We start from the raw sequence: 18,702 nt of genomic DNA, 5'->3' as shown, positions 1-18,702 counted from the left end.
GCTCCGGGCGGGATCAGGACGGCGCTATTCTACGCACTTTCCGGCCGTTCGCTTACCACTTTGCCAAACGCGGCGGTCAGGAAGCTGAGATCCCCGTCCAGACTCGCCTGGTTCGCGGCCTGCCAGCTTTCCGCATCCATATTCTTCCACTGAATATCAAACCCGGCCTGAATGATCACCTGCTCAAACAGCAGTCGCTGAGCGCGCCCATTGCCGTGCAGGAACGGATGCAGCACCGTGAGTTCGCAGTAATACCACGCCAGACGTTCGGTCAGCGTTTCCAGCGGCAAATCGGCCAGGCCATTCTCATCTTCAAGCGACTGCATCAGCGCATTGCCTTCTTTCTCGATATATTCGAAATGGCAGCACGGCGTATCGCCCAACTGGATATCAACGCGGCGCAGTTCGCCCGCATCCTCAAGGACATCCTGAAATAACGCATGGTGAAGCGCCCGCAAATGGGGAAGTCCGGGATGAGCAGGGCCGGGATCGAAGGCGGTGCCGTCTAACTGAAAACTGGCGAGGAAATTGGCCTCCAGTCGTTGCTGCCAAAGGCTGTGTTTTTGTTTCTCGGTGACTTTTTTGGACATGCTGCCTCCATGACGAAGTGATTGCTGCTTAATGCGGCCGGGCGGCCGCGTGCAAGATGCCTGCACTCAGTATAAGCAGCAATCACCCATCGGGAGATTAAGGCAGTACTTTTGCGGAGAGGATCACCACCGGTTTCACCGGAACATTCTGGTAAGGACCGACGTTCTGCGACTGAACCTGGGAGATTTTATCCGCCACGTCCTGGCCTTTCACAATCTTACCGAACACCGCATAGCCAAAATCACGCTGGCCATGGTCGAGGAAAGCGTTGTCCGCGACGTTGAGGAAGAACTGGCTGGTGGCACTGTCCTTGTCCGCGGTACGGGCCATTGAAATGGTGCCGCGCTTGTTCAGCAGGCCATTGTCGGCTTCGTTTTTAATCGGCGCGTTGGTCGGCTTCTGCTGCATATCCGCAGTAAAGCCGCCGCCCTGCACCATAAAGCCGGGGATCACGCGGTGGAAAGTGGTGTTGTTATAAAAACCACTGTTGACGTAATCAACGAAGTTCTTGGTGGAGATCGGTGCTTTCTGATTGTTGAGTTCCAGCTCAATGTTGCCAGCGGAGGTGGTCAACATCACATGCGTGTCTCCCTTGGCTGCCAGAGCAGATACGGAGATCGAGGACAGCGCGAGAACGGTCGCAACCGCTGTCAAAGTACGTTTTAACATGAAAGATTCCTTACAAAGGGCTACAGGCAAGAAAACTGATTGTAAAGAGGCGCTTACCCGTGCGCCAGCGTTTTACCTATATTTACGTCGAAACCTGTCCGGGCAATCGCTTGCGAGAGCCGACAAAGCGTGAGCTTGCTCACGTTATTCATGAATATGAAAACAAATGTTTCATTAATTATTTAAGCTGATCACGATTATCGTTACACTTCCGACGCTTACCGTGGGCGTCCTGCTCCACACTCCCTTTGACTCACAGGTTTCCAATTATGACTAATCGCGATCGCATCGGGCTTACCTGGATCAGCTTCTTCTCTTATGCGCTTACCGGCGCAGTGGTTATTGTGACCGGGATGGTGCTGGAAAATATTGCTGACTATTTCCAGTTACCTGTTGCCCAGATGAGTAATACCTTTACCTTCCTGAACGCCGGTATCCTCGCTGCGGTGTTTCTGAATGCCTGGCTGATGGAAATTATTCCGCTGAAGCGCCAGCTGATCTTTGGTTTTGTGCTGATGGTGTTGGCGGTGCTGGGGCTGATGAACAGCCACAGTCTGAGCGTCTTCTCTCTGTGCATGTTTGTGTTGGGTGTGGTCAGCGGCATTACCATGTCGATCGGCACCTTCCTGATCACCCATCTGTACGAAGGCCGTCAGCGCGGTTCGCGCCTGCTTTTTACCGACTCCTTCTTCAGCATGGCCGGAACGATTTTCCCGATTATTGCCGCCGCCATCCTCGCACGATCGCTGCCGTGGTACTGGGTGTATGCCTGTATCGGCGTGATCTACGTAGCGATCTTTGTGCTGGCGCTGTGCTTTGAGTTCCCGGTGCTCGGCAAGAAAGCCCCAAACCAGCCGCAGGGTGAGAAAGAGAAATGGGGTGTTGGCGTGCTGCTGCTCGCCGTTGCTGCCCTCTGTTATATCCTGGGCCAGCTTGGCTTTATTGGCTGGGTACCGCTGTACGCCACCAAAACCATGGGCATGGATATCAGTCAGGCTGGCGGTCTGGTCGGTAACTTCTGGACCTCGTACATGATCGGCATGTGGGCATTCAGCGCCATCCTGCGTTTCTTCGATCCGCAGCGCATTGTCACCGTGCTGGCCCTGCTGGCGACCGCACTGATGTACTGGTTTGTCACCTCGACCGACGCGTCGATGCTGAAGTGGATCATGATCAGCCTGGGCTTCTGCTCCAGCGCGATTTACACCACCATCATCACCCTCGGCTCGCTGCAGACCAAAGTCTCCTCGCCGAAGCTGGTCAACTTTATCCTGACCTGCGGCACCGTCGGCACCATGCTGACCTTCGTGGTGACCGGGCCGATTGTTGAGAAAGGCGGCGCACATGCGGCGCTGTTAACAGCAAACGGTCTGTATGCCGTGGTGTTCGTGATGTGTCTGCTGCTGGGCTTCGTCAGCAAGCATAAGCTGCCTGGCCATATGTCCGCGCACTAAGCACCACACAGATCAACGAAAGGCCGGGAAACCGGCCTTTTTTATTGCCTGCGGGAAAGGCTCAGCGCCTGAAATCCACCGGCTCGCTTTCCTGCAGATGAATGGTGGTTTCGGCAGGCCGGGTCTCTGCAATCACCCTTCCCTGACGAATCGAGTAGCGCACCGGCACCTGACGACGCACGGCATCAAAACCATTCTCCGCCGGCAAAATAATCAGGTTGGCGCTGTTACCTGCCTCGAGTCCGTAATCCGTCAGGTTCATGGTTTTGGCGCTGTGATGGGTGATCAGATTAATGCCGGCATCAATCTGGCCGTAACCCATCAGCTGGCAGACGTGCAGCCCCATATGCAGCACCTGCAGCATATTTGCCGTGCCTAACGGATACCAGGGATCGAACACATCATCGTGGCCAAAGCAGACGTTGATCTCCGCGTCGAGCATCTCTTTCACCCGCGTAATGCCCCGGCGTTTAGGGTAAGTATCAAACCGCCCCTGCAGGTGAATATTGACCAGCGGATTGGCGACAAAGTTGATGCCGGAGAGCTTCAGCAGGCGGAACAGCCGCGAGGTATAGGCGCCGTTATAGGAGTGCATTGCCGTGGTGTGGCTGGCGGTGACGCGTTCGCCCATTTTCTCGCACAGCGCCAGCGCGGCGACCGTCTCGACGAAACGGGATTGCTCATCATCGATTTCATCGCAATGCACATCGATCATCCGCTGGTACTTCTGCGCCAGCGCGAAGGTTTTATGCAGCGACTCCACGCCATATTCACGGGTGAATTCGAAATGCGGGATCGCGCCAACCACATCCGCTCCGAGCTTCAGCGCCTCTTCCAATAACGCTTCGCCATTTGGATAAGAGAGAATGCCTTCCTGGGGGAACGCCACCAGCTGAATATCGACCCACGGCGCCATCTCGGCCTTCACTTCCAGCATCGCCTTCAGCGCGGTCAGCGTGGGGTCGGACACATCAACATGGGTGCGTACGTGCTGAATGCCGTTGGCAATTTGCCATTTCAGCGTCTGTTTTGCCCGCTGCTTAACATCGTCGTGGCTCAGCAGCGCCTTGCGTTCCGCCCAGCGCTCAATGCCCTCGAACAGCGTTCCCGACGCATTCCAGGCCGGTTCGCCCGCGGTCTGCGTGGTATCCAGGTGAATATGCGGCTCGATAAATGGCGGAAAGGCTAATCCTCCTTCCGCATCCAGCGCATCCACCGTGGGAGGATTCTGCGTCTGCGGGGAAATCTGCACGATCCTGCCGGCGTCGATCTCAATTTGCCAAAGGCCTTCCCGCGCCGGCAAACGAACATGCGTAATCCATTTCAAATTAACAGCCTGCATACACGCTCCTGAGGGTCAGTGATCTCTTCTTTAACCATAACATTGTTTACGCGGGCTGCACGGCAGATTGTCAGTCACCGGCTGATGCGTTTCAGCTGAAGTTCTGCAAATTCCAATACTTACAATAAAAGCCAGAAAATCAGCAGCATACCCATAAAGGAGTATTTAAAAAGCGCTTTGATGTACATCAATAAGTCGGAGGTCGGGCGCGCTATTGTAGCGGCATTACATTGCATTGTGAGGCAAATATGAGCACCCGACTCGTCATCATTGGCAACGGCATGGTAGGCCACCGGCTGATTGAAGAACTGCTGGAAAAGGCGACGCCCGGCCAGTTTGCCATCACCGTTTTTTGCGAAGAGCCTCGCGTGGCCTACGACCGCGTACACCTTTCCGCCTATTTTTCCCATCATACCGCGGAAGAATTATCGCTGGTCCGCAACGACCTCTACCTGAAAAATAACGTGGAGGTGCTGATTGGCGAACGGGCCATCACCCTGAACCGGCAGGAGAAGGTAATCATTTCCAGCAGCGGTCGCGCCGTACACTATGACAAGCTGGTGATCGCCACCGGCTCCTATCCGTGGGTGCCGCCGATCAACGGCGCGGACGGTCAGGACTGCTTTGTTTACCGCACCATTGAAGACCTCAACGCGATTGAAGCCTGCGCACGCCGCAGCACGCGCGGTGCGGTGGTGGGCGGCGGATTGCTGGGGCTGGAAGCGGCTGGCGCGCTGAAAAATCTCGGCATCGAAACCCATGTCGTGGAGTTTGCTCCGGTGCTGATGGCGGAACAGCTGGATCCCCTTGGTGGCGCGCAGCTGCAGCAGAAAATCGAACGGATGGGGGTGAAGGTTCACACCGGTAAAAACACCCAACGCATCACCGACCGCCCGGAAGGCGGCAAACGCATGCAGTTTGCCGACGACAGCGCGCTGGACATCGACTTTATCGTCTTCTCTACCGGTATTCGCCCGCAGGATACCCTCGCCAGACAGAGCGAGCTTGCCCTCGGCCCGCGTGGCGGCGTGCTGATTGATGACCACTGCCTCAGCTCTGATGGCGATATCTATGCCATCGGCGAATGTGCCGCCTGGCAGGGCCGCATCTATGGGCTGGTTGCGCCGGGCTACAAAATGGCGCAGGTCACCTGCGATCATCTGTTGGGCAACGACAACCTGTTCGCTGGCGCAGATATGAGTGCCAAGCTCAAACTGCTGGGTGTGGATGTGGGCGGCATTGGCGATGCGCATGGCCGCACGCCGGGTTCACGGAGCTATGTTTATCTGGATGAGAGCAAGGAAATCTATAAGCGGCTGGTGGTCAGCGAGGATAACAGGCGGCTGCTCGGTGCGGTGCTGGTGGGCGACACCAGCGATTACGGCAACCTGCTGCAGCTGATGCTCAATGCCATCGAACTGCCTGAGAATCCGGATGCCCTGATCCTGCCGGCCCATGCCGGGAGCAAACCCTCAATCGGCGTCGACTCGCTGCCGGACAGCGCGCAGATTTGCTCCTGTTTCGATGTCACCAAAGGCGATCTGGTCAGCGCCATTCAGGGCGGGTGCCATACCGTGGCTGCCCTGAAAGCAGAAACCAAAGCCGGAACGGGCTGCGGCGGCTGCGTGCCGTTAATGACCCAGGTGCTGAATGCCGAACTCAGCCGTCAGGGCATCGAGGTGAATCATCACCTTTGCGAGCATTTCAGCTATTCGCGCCAGGAGCTGTATCACCTGATCCGTATTGAAGAGATCAAAACCTTTGATGCGCTGCTGGCGAAATACGGTAAAGGCTACGGCTGCGAGGTCTGTAAACCGACCGTCGGCTCGCTGCTGGCTTCCTGCTGGAATGAATACGTATTAAAGCCTGAGCACACCTCACTGCAGGACAGTAACGATATCTTCCTCGGCAATATTCAGAAAGATGGCACCTACTCGGTGATCCCACGATCCGCCGGCGGAGAGATCACCCCGGAAGGGCTGATGGCCATTGGCGACATTGGCCGCCGCTACAACCTCTACACCAAAATCACCGGCTCCCAGCGCATTGGCCTGTTTGGCGCGCAGAAGGATGACCTGCCGGCGATCTGGTCACAGCTGATTGCCGCCGGCTTCGAAACCGGTCACGCCTATGCCAAAGCGCTGCGCATGGCCAAAACCTGCGTGGGCAGCAGCTGGTGCCGCTTTGGCGTCGGCGACAGCGTCAGCCTGGGCGTCGAGCTGGAAAACCGCTACAAGGGCATCCGCACGCCACACAAGATGAAGTTCGGTGTCTCAGGCTGCACACGCGAATGTGCCGAAGCCCAGGGCAAAGACGTCGGGATTATCGCCACCGAGAAAGGCTGGAATCTGTATGTCGCCGGGAACGGCGGCATGAAGCCGCGCCATGCGGATTTGCTGGCAGCCGACCTGGATAAGGAAACGCTAATCCGTTATCTCGACCGCCTGATGATATTTTACATCCGCACGGCCGATAAGTTGCAGCGCACCTCGCTGTGGCTGGAGAGTCTGGAAGGCGGCATCGACTACCTGAAACGGGTGATCATTGACGACTCGCTGGCGCTCAATGCGCAGCTGGAAGCCGAACTCGCCAGACTGCGCGCGCGATTTGTCTGCGAGTGGAAAGAGACCGTGGACGATCCGCGTCAGCACGCGCGCTTCGCCCACTTTATTAACGATTCACGGCGCGACCCGCTGGTACAGGTCATCGGCGAACGCGAGCAGCATCGCCCGGCACGGCCGGAGGAGCGCATCCCTGTTGTTCTGATGGAGGAGCAATCATGAGTCACTGGCATCCGGTCTGTTCTCTGGACAGCATCCTGCCCGCCACCGGCGTGTGTGCGTGGGTGAACAATCAACAGCTGGCGATTTTCCGCCCCCGCGCCGATGAAACGGTGTATGCGCTGAGCAATATCGATCCCTTTGCCGGGGCCAGCGTTCTGTCGCGCGGATTAATCGGCGAGCATCAGCAGGCGCTTTGGGTCGCCAGCCCGTTGAAAAAGCAGCGTTTCCGTCTGCATGATGGCCTCTGTATGGAAGACGAAAGCCGTTCCATCGCCAGCTACCCTGCCCGCGTCCGTGACGGTCAGGTAGAGATTGCTGTTTGATCCCCGACTGATATGTAAAAATCCCGCACCGGCCGCGTTCTGGCGGCCCTTTTCTTTCTGACTGGTGAGCGTTGTATGGACTATCTTCCCCTGTTTTGTCAGCTGCGTAACAGAGCCTGTCTGTTAGTCGGCGGCGGTGACATTGCCGAACGTAAAGCGCGAATGCTGCTGAAAACCGGAGCCGACCTGACAGTCTGTGCAACCCATTTCTCCCCGCAGTTCCGGCTCTGGCAGCAGGAAGGCAAGGTCACCTTGATTGAGGGCACCTTCCGCGCGGAGATGCTCGACGGTTGCTGGCTGGCGATCGCCGCCACCGACGACGATGCGGCGAATCAGCAGGTGGGCGACTGCGCCGAGGCACGACAGGTGTTCTGTAACCTCGTCGATGCCCCGCAACAGGCCAGCGTCATTATGCCGTCCATCGTTGACCGCTCGCCGTTGATTGTTGCCATCTCCAGCGGCGGCCGTGCGCCGGTGATGGCCCGACTGCTGCGGGAAAAAATAGAGGCGCTGTTGCCTCAGCATCTGGGGAAAATCGCCGCCTATGCCGGTTCTCTACGCCAGCGGGTTAAAAATCAGTTCGTCGAGATGGGTCAACGCAGACGGTTTTGGGAAAAAGTGTTTCATCACGATCGGCTGGCACAGTCGCTGGCCAATCAACAAACCGACCAGGTTGCGCAGCTGACCGAAGCGCTGTTTGCGGAACCGCTGGAGAGCCGCGGTGAAGTGGTGCTGGTTGGCGCAGGACCTGGCGATGCCGGGCTGCTGACGCTGAAAGGCCTGCAGCAGATCCAGCAGGCTGATGTGGTGGTGTACGATCGCCTGGTGTCCGACGCGATCCTCGAGCTGGTGCGCCGCGATGCGGAGCGCATCTTTGTTGGCAAGCGGGCCGGTTTCCACTGCGTGTCGCAGGAAAGCATTAATCAGCTTCTGCTGGAACAGGCGCAACAGGGCAAACGGGTGGTGCGCCTGAAAGGCGGCGATCCCTTCATCTTTGGCCGCGGCGCGGAAGAACTGGAGGCGCTGCTGGATGCAAAGATCCCCTTCTCCGTGGTGCCTGGCATCACCGCCGCATCGGGTTGTTCAGCGTACAGCGGCATTCCGCTGACGCACCGCGATCATGCGCAAAGCGTCAGACTGGTCACCGGCCATCTGCAGGCGAATGGCACGCTCGACTGGCAAAACCTGGCGGCGGAGCAGCAAACGCTGGTGTTCTATATGGGACTGTCACAGGCGGGAGAGATCCAGACGCAGCTGCTGGCTCACGGCATGGCGGCCGATATGCCGGTGGCGCTGGTAGAAAGAGGTACGTCGCCCCAGCAACGGGTGGTCAGCGGCACGTTACAGCAGCTGGCAAGTTTGGCAGCAGAAGTCAGCAGCCCGTCATTGATTATTGTTGGCCGGGTGGTGGCCTTGCGGGAAAAATTGCGTTGGTTCTGAGGAATGGAAAGATAAACCAGAAGCGAAAACGTCCGCTTCTGGTTTATTCAACGGCCGTTACGGCTGCGCAACAAAGCCGATGGCTTCGTAGACTTTTTTCAGCGTCACCTGCGCCTGCGAACGGGCTTTCGCCGCGCCATCACGCATAATCTGATCCAGCAGCGCTTCATCATTACGGAAGCGGTAATAACGCTCTTGCAGATCGGTCAGCATGCCGGAAACGGCTTCGGCAACCGCGCCTTTCAAATGACCATACATCTGGCCTTCAAACTGCTGCTCCAGCTCAGGAATACTGGTGCCGGTCACGCCAGACAGGATATCCAGCAGGTTAGACACGCCCGCCTTATTCTTCACGTCATAACGTACCACCGGCGGCTCATCGCCATCGGTCATCGCGCGCTTGATCTTCTTCACTACCGCTTTTGGATCTTCCAGCAGGCCGATGACGTTATTACGGTTATCGTCAGATTTGGACATCTTCTTAGTCGGCTCAAGCAGCGACATCACGCGCGCGCCTGATTTCGGGATAAACGGCTCTGGCACCTTAAAGATATCGCCATACAGCGCGTTAAAGCGTGACGCCACGTCACGGCTCAGTTCCAGATGCTGCTTCTGGTCTTCGCCTACCGGCACCTGCGTGGTCTGGTACAGCAGGATATCGGCCGCCATCAGCACCGGATAGTCAAACAGACCGGCGTTGATGTTCTCTTCGTAGCGCGTCGATTTGTCCTTGAACTGCGTCATGCGGCTCAGTTCGCCGAAATAGGTGTAGCAGTTAAGGATCCAGCTCAGCTGAGTATGTTCAGGCACATGCGACTGAACAAAGATGGTGCTTTTTTCAGGGTCGATGCCGCACGCCAGGTAAAGGGCCAGCGTATCCAGCGTCGCTTTACGCAGTGCGGTCGGATCCTGGCGCACGGTGATCGCATGTAAGTCGACAATACAGTAGATGCAGTCATGGCTATCCTGCATGCTGACCCACTGACGCAGCGCACCCATATAGTTACCGATGGTCAGTTCGCCGGAAGGCTGTGCGCCGCTAAATACGATGGGTTTGCTCATGTTTTTCGTCCTGATAATTACAGCCCGAGTGCGGGCAACAAATCGTTAAAATGGTCCAGTACAACGGTAGGCTGGCTGGTGGCAATCGGCTCACCGTAGTTATAGCCAAACGTCATCCCGATTGAGGGACAACCGGCAGCCTGAGCCGCCAGAATATCATTGCGGGAATCACCGACAAACACCAGCTCCTCCTGCAACAGGCCGAACGTGCCTAACACCAGAAACAGCGGTGCCGGATGCGGTTTTTTCGCCACCACATCATCACCGCCGATAATCAGCGAGAAGTAGTCTGCAATGCCCAGTGAAGATAACAACGGCGCGACGAAAGGCGTCGGTTTGTTGGTCACCACTGCCATTGGCAGGCCTTTCGCTGCCAGTGCCGCCAGCCCTTCCTTCACGCCCGGAAACAGCTTGCTGCCGCTTTCGATGGTGGTGGCGTAATGGGTATCCAGCAGCACGCGCGCATCGCGGATCAGATCGTCTTCCGGCTGATGGCCTAACGCCCAGGTCAGCGCGCGTTCAATCAGGATATCCGCACCGTTACCGATCCAGGTGGAGACGCGTTCAACGCCTGCGGCCGGTAAGCTGAGTGCCGTTAATGCCGCATCGACCGCGCTGGCCAGACCTGGCGCACTGTCAATCAGCGTACCGTCCAGGTCGAAAGCCAATGCGCGAACCTTAGTGAAATGAGCCATGGCGTGATTTCTCCAGTTCGGTGCGCATATCGTCGATCACTTTTTTGTAATCCGCTTTGCCAAAGATCGCTGAACCGGCAACAAACATATCTGCGCCCGCATCGGCAATCTCAGCGATGTTTTCAACCTTCACGCCGCCATCCACTTCCAGGCGAATGTCATAACCGCTCTGGTCGATCAGCTTGCGAACCTGGCGCAGCTTATCGAGGGTGCCGGGAATAAAGGATTGACCGCCGAAGCCCGGATTGACTGACATCAGCAGAATGACATCCACCTTGTCCATCACGTAATCCAGGTAGCTGAGCGAGGTGGCCGGATTGAACACCAGACCGGCTTTACAGCCGTGCTCTTTAATCAGCTGCAGCGAGCGGTCGACATGCTCGGAGGCTTCCGGGTGGAAAGTGATGTAGCTGGCACCGGCTTTAGCAAAGTCCGGGATCAGACGATCGACCGGCTTCACCATCAGGTGCACATCAATCGGCGCGGTAATACCGTAGTCGCGCAGCGCTTTCAGTACCATTGGCCCCATGGTCAGATTGGGAACGTAGTGATTGTCCATCACATCGAAATGCACGACATCGCCACCGGCGGCCAGCGCTTTTGCTGTGTCTTCACCCAGACGGGCAAAATCCGCAGACAGAATTGATGGGGCAAGTAAAAACTGTTTCATCCATTTCTCCCAATTAGCGCGCCTGACAACAGGCACGTACCGCAGTTGAGGGCTAACTCCCGGCGAACAACGCCAGCAGTTCATCCACCTGATTACGTCCGTTACTGTTGCGACTGATCGAACGCCGCGCTTTAATTTGATGCAGCTTTGCCGCCTGATACCATTCGCGGGTCAGCGGGGTATCGTGATTGGAGATCAGCACCGGAATGTGGCTCTCCATCGACAGCTTCTCCGCAAGTTGCGCCAGATGCTGTTGTTGCAGCAGGCTGAAACTGTTGGTGTGGTAAGCGGTAAAGTTCGCCGTCGCTGACAGCGGTGCATACGGGGGATCGCAATAGACCACCGCCCCTTTATGTGCACGGCTCAGGGTAACATCGTACGATTCACAGACAAAGGTGGCGTTTTGTGAACGTTCAGAGAACCAGTACAGCTCGTCCTCCGGGAAATAGGGTTTGCGGTAACGGCCAAAAGGCACGTTGAACTCACCGCTCAGGTTGTAGCGACACAACCCATTGTAGCAATGGCGGTTGAGATACAAAAACAGCAGGCCACGGCGGTAAGGATCCTCACAGCGATTAAACTCAGCACGACGAGCGTAGTAGAACTCGGCGTCGTTGGTTTCACTGGTAAACAGCTCGCGGGCATCGGTGGTGAACTCGCTGACGCGGGTTTTAACGATGTTGTAGAGGTTAATCAGGTCGCTGTTGATATCCGCCAGCAGGTAACTTGGAAATTCAGTGTTAAGAAACACCGATCCGGCCCCGACAAAAGGCTCTATCAGACAGTCGCCTTCCGGCAGATGACGATGGATATCTTCAAGCAGCGGGTATTTGCCACCCGCCCATTTTAAAAAAGCGCGATTTTTTTTCATGCCGTCGTTTTTATTACACTTATTTTTCTGGCTGCGATGACAACAACAACCTATCTGCGCTTTGAATAGTTAGCCCTCCGAAGAGGGCTAACAGTTTCATCAGTAAATCAGGCTCGCCTGACCTCTATTCAGTGGACTCTTTCTTCACCTGGCTGACTGGCTTCACCCATGGGTTTTGTGCACGAACCTCAGCAGGCAGCGAGGCTACGGCGCGCTTCGCATCTGCTGGCGTGGCATACGAGCCGCTGACCAGCACATACCATGGCTGACCGTTACGTGCGGTTTTATACACGTGGTAGCTGCTCAGGTTTTGTTTCTTCGCCCAGGCATTCAGGGTATCTGAACGCGAGGCGCTGCTCAGCTGCAGCGTATAGCTGCCACCCGGCGTTGAGCTAGAGGCTTTTGACGGCTCAGAGGCGCTACGCGCGGCTGGCGTGGTGGCAGCGTGCTTAGTCTCTTTTGCAGCAGGTTTAGCCGTGGCTGGCTTGTGGGCAGTTGCCGGAGCCTGATGCTGAGTCGGATGACGTGGCTGGCTGGCGGCGGGCTTAGCTGCGGTTGCAGGCGGCGTATTGCCACCCGGCGCAACGGTTGCCGGTGCGGTAGGCAATGAGCTGCCGGAATCCTGCGCACCCTGTGCGGCGGCATCGACCTGACCTTGCTGATTGCTCAGGGCATTATTCAGATCGCCCGGCAGCTCAACGCGCTGCTGATTAGCCGGGGTTTGAACCGGTGCAGCCTGAGTTGGCGTGGAAGAGATTGGCGGTGCGCTGAGTTCCTGCGGGCCATTGCTGGTCGCCGGCGGGTTTGCCGCGGTGGTATCAGGCGCAGGCTGGGATCCAGACTGGCCGCTCATTGATGAGGAACCAGAAAGATCGATATTTTTATCGCTGCCGGACTGTGCAGGTGTTGTAGCCGCAGTACCGGTTGGCGCAGCTGGCTTCTCAGCCGTCTGGCTTCCGTTGCTGTCACCCGGCGAGTTCAGCGCGGAGCCGATACCAATCACCAAAAGCAGCAGCACCAGAATACCGACGCCCATCATCATATGCTGGCGGGATACCGGGACTTTAGGGGCAGAAGACGTCTTGCGGGATCGCTGCGGGCGGCGATCACTGGTGTCAGGTTTTAACTCGTCTTCCGGTTTAAACTCGTCCATTCAACCTCCTACAGTAGAGCAGCGACGCCACTCAACATCCTCTGAGCGGCGGATAACTTGATCGTTGGGCACAAGCCCGATGTAACAGCTTCAGACTGGCAGGCAGTCGTTGATCGCAGCCAGCACCGTATCATGGGCCACGCCGCTGCGCACTTCGGACTGGCCGATAGCGAGAGGTAACACCAGACGAAGTTTTCCAGCCAGTACTTTCTTGTCACGCATCATATGCGGCAAATACGCTTCAGCCGCCATCGATTCCGGGCCGGTGACCGGCAGACCTGCACGTTTGAGCAACCGGATGATCCGGTCGGTATCGTCAGCAGAGAATTGCCCCAGACGCTCGGCCGTGCGGGCAGCCATGACCATGCCGGCAGCGACGGCTTCACCGTGCAGCCAGTTACCGTAGCCCATATGGGCTTCGATCGCGTGGCCGTAGGTATGGCCGAGATTCAACAGCGCGCGTTGCCCTAATTCATGTTCATCTGCGGCCACCACGTCGGCTTTCAGCTCGCAACAGCGGCGGATACAGTACGCCAGCGCGTTGCCATCAAGGGCCAGCAGGGCATCGATATTCGCTTCCAGCCAGTCGAAAAACTCAGCGTCGAGAATAATGCCGTATTTGATCACTTCAGCCAGGCCAGACGCTAACTCGCGTGGCGGCAGGCTTTTCAGGCAGTCAATATCAATCACCACCGAAGCGGGCTGATAGAACGCGCCGATCATGTTCTTGCCCAGCGGATGGTTAACCGCCGTTTTGCCTCCCACAGAGGAGTCAACCTGCGACAGCAATGTGGTAGGAACCTGAATAAAGCGCACGCCACGTTGATAGCTGGCGGCGGCAAACCCGGTCAGATCGCCAATAACCCCACCGCCTAACGCGATAAGGGTAGTGTCACGACCGTGAGGTTTTTCGAGAAGAGCGGTAAAGACCTGATCCATGACCGCCAGCGTTTTATACTGCTCGCCGTCGGGAAGGATCACCTGGTCAACCTCCACACCAGCGCCTTCCAGCAGCTGGCGCACAGGCGTGAGATAGAGAGGGGCCAGCGTCTGGTTTGTCACCAGCATGGCCCGATCGCCCGCCTTAAGCGGCCAAAAAGAAGCCGGATCGGTAAACAGTCCGGCAGCGATGGTAATGGGGTAACTTCTCTCCCCCAAAGTGACGGTAATCTTCTCCATGAAGCGTTATCACCTTTTTATTACTTTGGCCCGCAGGCGGTCAGAGCTGGACTCAGCTCTTTTCCAACATGTTGATGATCTGATTCGCGACCACTTTCGCACTCTGGTCGTCGGTACGGATCGTCACGTCAGCGATCTCTTCGTAGAGCGGATTGCGTTCTGCGGCCAGCGCTTCCAGCACCTCGCGCGGTGGAGATTCCACCTGCAGCAGAGGACGCTTTTTATCGCGCTGAGTGCGGGCAAGCTGCTTCTCAATGGTGGTTTCCAGATACACCACTACGCCGCGAGCCGAAAGACGGTTACGGGTTTCACGTGATTTAACGGAACCGCCACCGGTCGCCAGCACAATGCCTTGCTTCTCAGTGAGTTCGTTGATGATTTTTTCTTCGCGATCGCGGAAGCCTTCTTCGCCTTCGACGTCGAACACCCAACCCACATCCGCTCCGGTACGTCGCTCAATTTCTTGATCGGAATCGAAAAATTCCATATTGAGTTGCTGAGCTAACTGACGCCCAATAGTGCTTTTGCCGGCACCCATAGGCCCAACCAGAAAGATATTGCGTTTCTCTGCCATTTTTTCGGTATTACTACGACAATTCGTTAATGATACCCCGTCCAACCGGACAGGACATGAACTGAAACCTCATGAGCGTTGTGCGAGAGTCAGAACAAAATTATCTCAACACTGAAGGTGTTTTGGCAACCGTTTAAATTGACCTTGCCCATTGCGCGCTATCTGGCGCGTTTCAGTCCGCTTCATTTATCACCCCGATGTCATTGCATCGGCTACGCCGGTTGCGCACGATAAAAAACGGGTTCTGTGTATTCTTCGGAGCCAAACTGTGGCCCATAAATCAAAATCGCTAAACCTTGTAAGCTAATTCCGCCCTTGCGTCAAACCCATATGCCTTCAAGGCCGGAAAAAAGCACCCGGTTACTCAGTTTGGACTAAAAAAAGCATTACTCATCACGAATCAGTCGTGGCGTGATGAAGATCACCAATTCTCGCCTTTTTTGTTCATTAATATCATAGCGAAACAGCGACCCCAGTATCGGAATATCGCCAATCAGCGGAACTTTGCGTTGGCCGCTGGCGGTGGAACGCTGAAAGATGCCGCCCAGGGCCAGCGTCTGGCCGTCTTTCAACGTCACCTGCGTCTGGATTTCCTGTTTGTCGATGGCCAGATATTCGCCCTCGCCGCTGCGCATGGTTCGGCCAGGCACGTTTTGCGTTAGCTGTAACTTCAATAAAATCCGGCCGTTAGCCTGAACCACTGGCGTCACCTCCATGCCCAGCACCGCCTCCTTAAACTCCACCGTGGTGGTGCCGCTGGTGCCGCTGGATACTTCATAAGGGATTTCGGTGCCCTGTTTGATGCTGGCGGGTTGCTGATGGGAAGTAAACAGACGCGGGCTGGCGATAATTTCCAGCTTATTTTCCTGTTCCAGCGCGCTAAGCTCCAGATCGAGCAATTTTCCGTCCAGTCGGGCCAGCGTAAAGCCCGCCGTCAGGGCGGCATCCGCAACAGGCAGAGAGACGGTAAACTGACTGGTGCGCAACGCCTGTGTGATTTGCTCATCGCTGGTGGTGCCCCAACGAACGCCCAACTCTCTCAGGCTCTCCTCGTTGATGGTGACGATATGGGCCGCCAGCTCGATTTGTTCCAACGGCACATCCAGCGCCTGTACCCAACGTCGGGTGGCATCCAACGCTGGGCGCGTGTCACGCAGCAGTAAACTGTTGGTTCGGGCATCGACGGTAACACTGCCGCGCTCACTCATCAGTCGTGCACGCTCCAACTGCAAACTGCTGTTAACGATGCTGGCATCCGCGTGGGCCAACGTCAGCACTTCGGTTATCAGCAGCTGTTCTTTCTCGGCCTTCTCACGCTGATGCTCCTGTTCCAGCGCTTCCTTGCGTTGCTGTTCCAGCGCCCGGCTTTCCGGCCACACCAGTAAAATACTGTCTTCGGTTTCGACACTGAGTTGAGCCATGCGGGCCACCAGCTGAAGCGCCTGTTGCCAGGGAACGTTCGTCAGCCTGAGAGAAAGCGTACCCTGCACTTCTGGCGCCACCATCAAATTCAGGTTCTGCCAGTCTGCCAGCGCCTGCAGTACCTGCCCCACCGGCGCATCGTCAAAGGCCAGCGAGACCGGTCGTTCATTGGCCTTTAACGGCGTCAGTACGCCCATCAGCATCAGCAGACAAACTATCCTTTTCATAAATGCTCCCTTTTAGGTTCCTTTTAAACGCTGGCTCACACCCGTTCAGATCCGCCACGGTAATGCTCAACGCGGTGATCTCCTGCAACTGCCAGCGCTGGTTAAGCTGTTGGCCCTGAGTAAGCTGGATCCACTTGCCTTTTTTCGCCATCAGCCAGGCATGGAAATCGTCAGCCTGGCCAATGATGCCTTTCAGCTGCCAGTGAAAAGGCATCGGATGTTGCTCGCATTCACTCACCAACGGCTGAAAGGGATCGCGACCGGCCTGACTGTCCGCAGCCACCAGCAACAACAGGCTAACGATGGCCCTACAGAGGTTTCCGCGTTCAGTCTTCATGATTCAGGGCCAGCGTCAGATGGAAACGCAGCTGCGCGTGTTCAGGCTTGAGGGTGAAGCTTGATAGCGTCACGCCGGCGGGCAGCGTGCTCAGATAGCCGAACAGGCTTTCCACCTGCGGCCAGCTAACATCCAACGTCAGGCTTCCTCCCTGGCGGCTGGGTTGCCAGTCTGCCAACTCGCCACCAGAAATCTGGGTCAACGTCAGTAAAGAGAAGGCTGTTTTCTGCTCAGGCTGCAGCGCCTGCTGAAGTTGCGCGATTTCCTCCCTGGCACTGACAAAGGATCCCGACGCCATCAGACGTTGCACAAGAAGCTGATACCGACTGCTTTGCAGCCGATGCTGAGCCAGCAGCTTTATCGCCTGCTGGTCGGCCGGTGCGGCCCAAAGATGCCAAACGCACAGTGCAGAAGCACAGACGGCCATGCACAGCAGCGAGCCCTGCACCCAGACCGGTAAACTCAGCCAGCGAGACCAGGCGCTATTCATCTTCTTCTCCTGCAAGCGTCACCAACAGGTTAAAGGCCAGCCTGCCTTGTGGGCCTCGACTCAGCTGCCCGGTTTTTACCTGCGCGGCCAATGCCAGCGTTTGCAGCTGCAGGCGAAACGTCTCCAGATCGCTTATTCCCTGGCAGACTCCTGAGAGCGTCAGGCTGGTGGCGTTTTTAGCCATGGCGCTCAGCCACAGCGTGTCTGGCATCACCTCGGGCAGACTCAGGGCAAAGCTTCGCCAGCGATCAAGGCGATGTTGACGCTGCTGGCGCGCCGCAAGCTGGCGTTGCAGGCCCTCTTTTTCCAGCGTGAGTGCCGACATCTGCCGGGTCTGCTCTTCCAGCCGCTGGCTGGCACCCTGAATAAAGCTGTCCAGACGTTGGTATTGCTGGTTAAGCGCCCGCGTCCCGACCGTTGGCATTCCGGCGGCGATCAGTGTCAGCACCAGCACACCCAGCACCCATGCCCAACGCTGACGCGCCCTTTTCAGTTTGAGTGCCCGCCAGGGCAACAGATTGACCCAAACCATCAGGCATCTCCTGGACGAAGCGCCAGTCCGGCAGCCAGCGAAAAAGCGCCACTGAGCGTGGGTAACGGCGGCTGCTTCAGGGCAAATGCGGCAAAAGGATCCAACCCCTGCGCGCGCTCCGGCAGCGGTTCCTTTTGGTACGAGCTGTAATAAAATGCGTCAACGTCCGCTAACTGCCTCTGCTGTAACGCGGCAAAATCTGGCGCATCCTGCACTGAACTCCAGCCCCAGCGAGGCCTGCCCGCAAATGGGCAATACCACAGCCAGTGATCCTGCAAACGGTGAACCAGCGCGGCCGACGGGTTAAGCGGTAACGTGGTTGAAAGGGCGTGCAGTGCCGCGGGCGACAGCTCCAGAACTTGGGGGTTGAGTCTGGCCTGATGAAGGCAGTGCAGCCAGCTCTGCAGCGCATCCTGACGGGCTGCGGTCAGATAGAGCGCTTTGCCGGCGTCGGCCTCCACACGGTAATCCAGCGCCAGCGTCTCCGGTTCAATTGGGAAAAATCGCCTCGCCGCTGCGGTGATGTACCTGCTACGCTCTGGTTCACGCAATTGGCTGCCCGGCAGCTCGATCTGCCGCTGCAGCACCAGTTGCGGAGGAAAACCCACCCGTAGCGAGATGCGGTAAGGGAGCCGCCTGCGCCAGTTTTGCAGCACGGCGATCACCGGCTCAGGACGTTGCAGCAGCCCGTTAACTAACGTATCTTGCGGCAACGCATGTTGCCACCAGTGGCGAAGTTGCCAGCCGTTCCGACGGCGCTGGATGCCGAGGGCACAGAGTTGCCCGTTTTGAATATCCAGGCCGACTTGCCATGTCTGAAATGCCATTCGCGCGATCTCCATATCGTCAGTATCTAAAAGGACGTATCCAAGCTTCTGGCTTGCCTTT

19 protein-coding genes are annotated in these 18,702 nt (G+C 56.9%); 4 read left to right on the top strand and 15 right to left on the bottom strand.

Annotation, left to right across the window (positions count from 1 at the left end):
* Positions 1-29 precede the first annotated feature (29 nt).
* Together ACXKZG_RS01880 and ppiA are read right to left on the bottom strand one after the other, a co-directional pair.
* Positions 30-590, bottom strand: a complete 561-nt coding sequence (locus ACXKZG_RS01880) for a putative adenosine monophosphate-protein transferase Fic (protein ID WP_488875625.1) — start codon at positions 588-590, stop codon at positions 30-32.
* Between the two features lie 97 nt (positions 591-687).
* Positions 688-1,260, bottom strand: coding sequence for a peptidylprolyl isomerase A (gene ppiA, locus ACXKZG_RS01875; protein WP_013204179.1), 573 nt, complete (start codon positions 1,258-1,260; stop codon positions 688-690).
* Positions 1,261-1,529: 269 nt separating this feature from the next.
* On the opposite strand from ppiA, the gene tsgA reads away from it, so the two are divergent.
* Complete coding sequence (gene tsgA / locus ACXKZG_RS01870; RefSeq protein WP_134822903.1) at positions 1,530-2,714, top strand: MFS transporter TsgA; 1,185 nt, start codon at positions 1,530-1,532, stop codon at positions 2,712-2,714.
* A gap of 61 nt (positions 2,715-2,775) precedes the next feature.
* Here tsgA and ACXKZG_RS01865 read toward each other — a convergent pair whose 3' ends face one another.
* On the bottom strand, positions 2,776-4,056 hold the full coding sequence (locus tag ACXKZG_RS01865; protein ID WP_488875624.1) for a cytosine deaminase: 1,281 nt from the start codon (positions 4,054-4,056) through the stop codon (positions 2,776-2,778).
* Positions 4,057-4,304: 248 nt separating this feature from the next.
* Here ACXKZG_RS01865 and nirB point away from each other — a divergent pair, with 248 nt between their 5' ends.
* The 3 genes from nirB (at position 4,305) to cysG (ending at position 8,602) form a co-directional block, all read left to right on the top strand.
* On the top strand, positions 4,305-6,839 hold the full coding sequence (gene nirB, locus ACXKZG_RS01860; RefSeq protein ID WP_488875623.1) for a nitrite reductase large subunit NirB: 2,535 nt from the start codon (positions 4,305-4,307) through the stop codon (positions 6,837-6,839).
* Entirely contained in the window at positions 6,836-7,162 is a 327-nt protein-coding gene (gene nirD, locus ACXKZG_RS01855) for a nitrite reductase small subunit NirD (RefSeq protein ID WP_346568060.1), read from the top strand. Before nirB ends, nirD begins: the two co-directional genes overlap by 4 nt.
* Before the next feature lie 75 nt (positions 7,163-7,237).
* A complete protein-coding gene (cysG, locus tag ACXKZG_RS01850; RefSeq protein ID WP_488875622.1) occupies positions 7,238-8,602 on the top strand; it encodes a siroheme synthase CysG in 1,365 nt (454 codons plus the stop codon).
* 57 nt (positions 8,603-8,659) lie between these two features.
* Here the strand turns inward: cysG and trpS are convergent, their stop codons facing one another.
* The 12 genes from trpS to pilM all read right to left on the bottom strand — a co-directional run bounded on the left by trpS (position 8,660) and on the right by pilM (position 18,641).
* Complete coding sequence (trpS, locus tag ACXKZG_RS01845; RefSeq protein WP_013204187.1) at positions 8,660-9,664, bottom strand: tryptophan--tRNA ligase; 1,005 nt, start codon at positions 9,662-9,664, stop codon at positions 8,660-8,662.
* 17 nt (positions 9,665-9,681) lie between these two features.
* Positions 9,682-10,359: a phosphoglycolate phosphatase gene (locus ACXKZG_RS01840; protein WP_105760344.1), complete on the bottom strand. Its 678-nt coding sequence runs from the start codon at positions 10,357-10,359 to the stop codon at positions 9,682-9,684.
* On the bottom strand, positions 10,343-11,029 hold the full coding sequence (rpe, locus tag ACXKZG_RS01835; protein ID WP_013204189.1) for a ribulose-phosphate 3-epimerase: 687 nt from the start codon (positions 11,027-11,029) through the stop codon (positions 10,343-10,345). Before rpe ends, ACXKZG_RS01840 begins: the two co-directional genes overlap by 17 nt.
* A 52-nt stretch (positions 11,030-11,081) precedes the next feature.
* A complete protein-coding gene (dam, locus tag ACXKZG_RS01830) occupies positions 11,082-11,900 on the bottom strand; it encodes an adenine-specific DNA-methyltransferase (protein WP_013204190.1) in 819 nt (272 codons plus the stop codon).
* Between the two features lie 124 nt (positions 11,901-12,024).
* Positions 12,025-13,053, bottom strand: coding sequence for an SPOR domain-containing protein (locus ACXKZG_RS01825; RefSeq protein WP_134822908.1), 1,029 nt, complete (start codon positions 13,051-13,053; stop codon positions 12,025-12,027).
* A 90-nt stretch (positions 13,054-13,143) separates the two neighbouring features.
* Positions 13,144-14,232, bottom strand: a complete 1,089-nt coding sequence (gene aroB, locus ACXKZG_RS01820) for a 3-dehydroquinate synthase (protein ID WP_488875621.1) — start codon at positions 14,230-14,232, stop codon at positions 13,144-13,146.
* Between the two features lie 52 nt (positions 14,233-14,284).
* Complete coding sequence (aroK, locus tag ACXKZG_RS01815; RefSeq protein WP_041692146.1) at positions 14,285-14,806, bottom strand: shikimate kinase AroK; 522 nt, start codon at positions 14,804-14,806, stop codon at positions 14,285-14,287.
* 386 nt (positions 14,807-15,192) lie between these two features.
* Positions 15,193-16,455, bottom strand: coding sequence for a DNA uptake porin HofQ (hofQ, locus tag ACXKZG_RS01810; RefSeq protein WP_488875620.1), 1,263 nt, complete (start codon positions 16,453-16,455; stop codon positions 15,193-15,195).
* Positions 16,394-16,792 (bottom strand): HofP DNA utilization family protein, encoded by a 399-nt coding sequence (locus ACXKZG_RS01805; protein WP_071822131.1) that lies wholly within the window; start codon positions 16,790-16,792, stop codon positions 16,394-16,396. The genes hofQ and ACXKZG_RS01805 overlap by 62 nt, the downstream gene beginning before the upstream one ends.
* The gene (locus tag ACXKZG_RS01800; protein WP_053141528.1) at positions 16,782-17,282 is read right to left on the bottom strand and encodes a HofO family protein; all 501 of its coding nucleotides are present in this window, start codon (positions 17,280-17,282) and stop codon (positions 16,782-16,784) included. The genes ACXKZG_RS01805 and ACXKZG_RS01800 overlap by 11 nt, the downstream gene beginning before the upstream one ends.
* Positions 17,275-17,814 carry a PilN domain-containing protein gene (locus ACXKZG_RS01795; protein ID WP_013204197.1) on the bottom strand — a complete coding sequence of 180 codons (540 nt, stop codon included), beginning with the start codon at positions 17,812-17,814 and terminating at the stop codon, positions 17,275-17,277. The genes ACXKZG_RS01800 and ACXKZG_RS01795 overlap by 8 nt, the downstream gene beginning before the upstream one ends.
* Positions 17,814-18,641 (bottom strand): type IV pilus biogenesis protein PilM, encoded by an 828-nt coding sequence (gene pilM / locus ACXKZG_RS01790; RefSeq protein ID WP_488875619.1) that lies wholly within the window; start codon positions 18,639-18,641, stop codon positions 17,814-17,816. Before pilM ends, ACXKZG_RS01795 begins: the two co-directional genes overlap by 1 nt.
* Between the last annotated feature and the right edge of the window lie 61 nt (positions 18,642-18,702).

The sequence above is a fragment of the Erwinia sp. 2186 genome (assembly GCF_057812255.1).
Note: the sequence above shows the minus strand (reverse complement) of the source record. Positions and strands in the feature narration are given on the sequence as shown.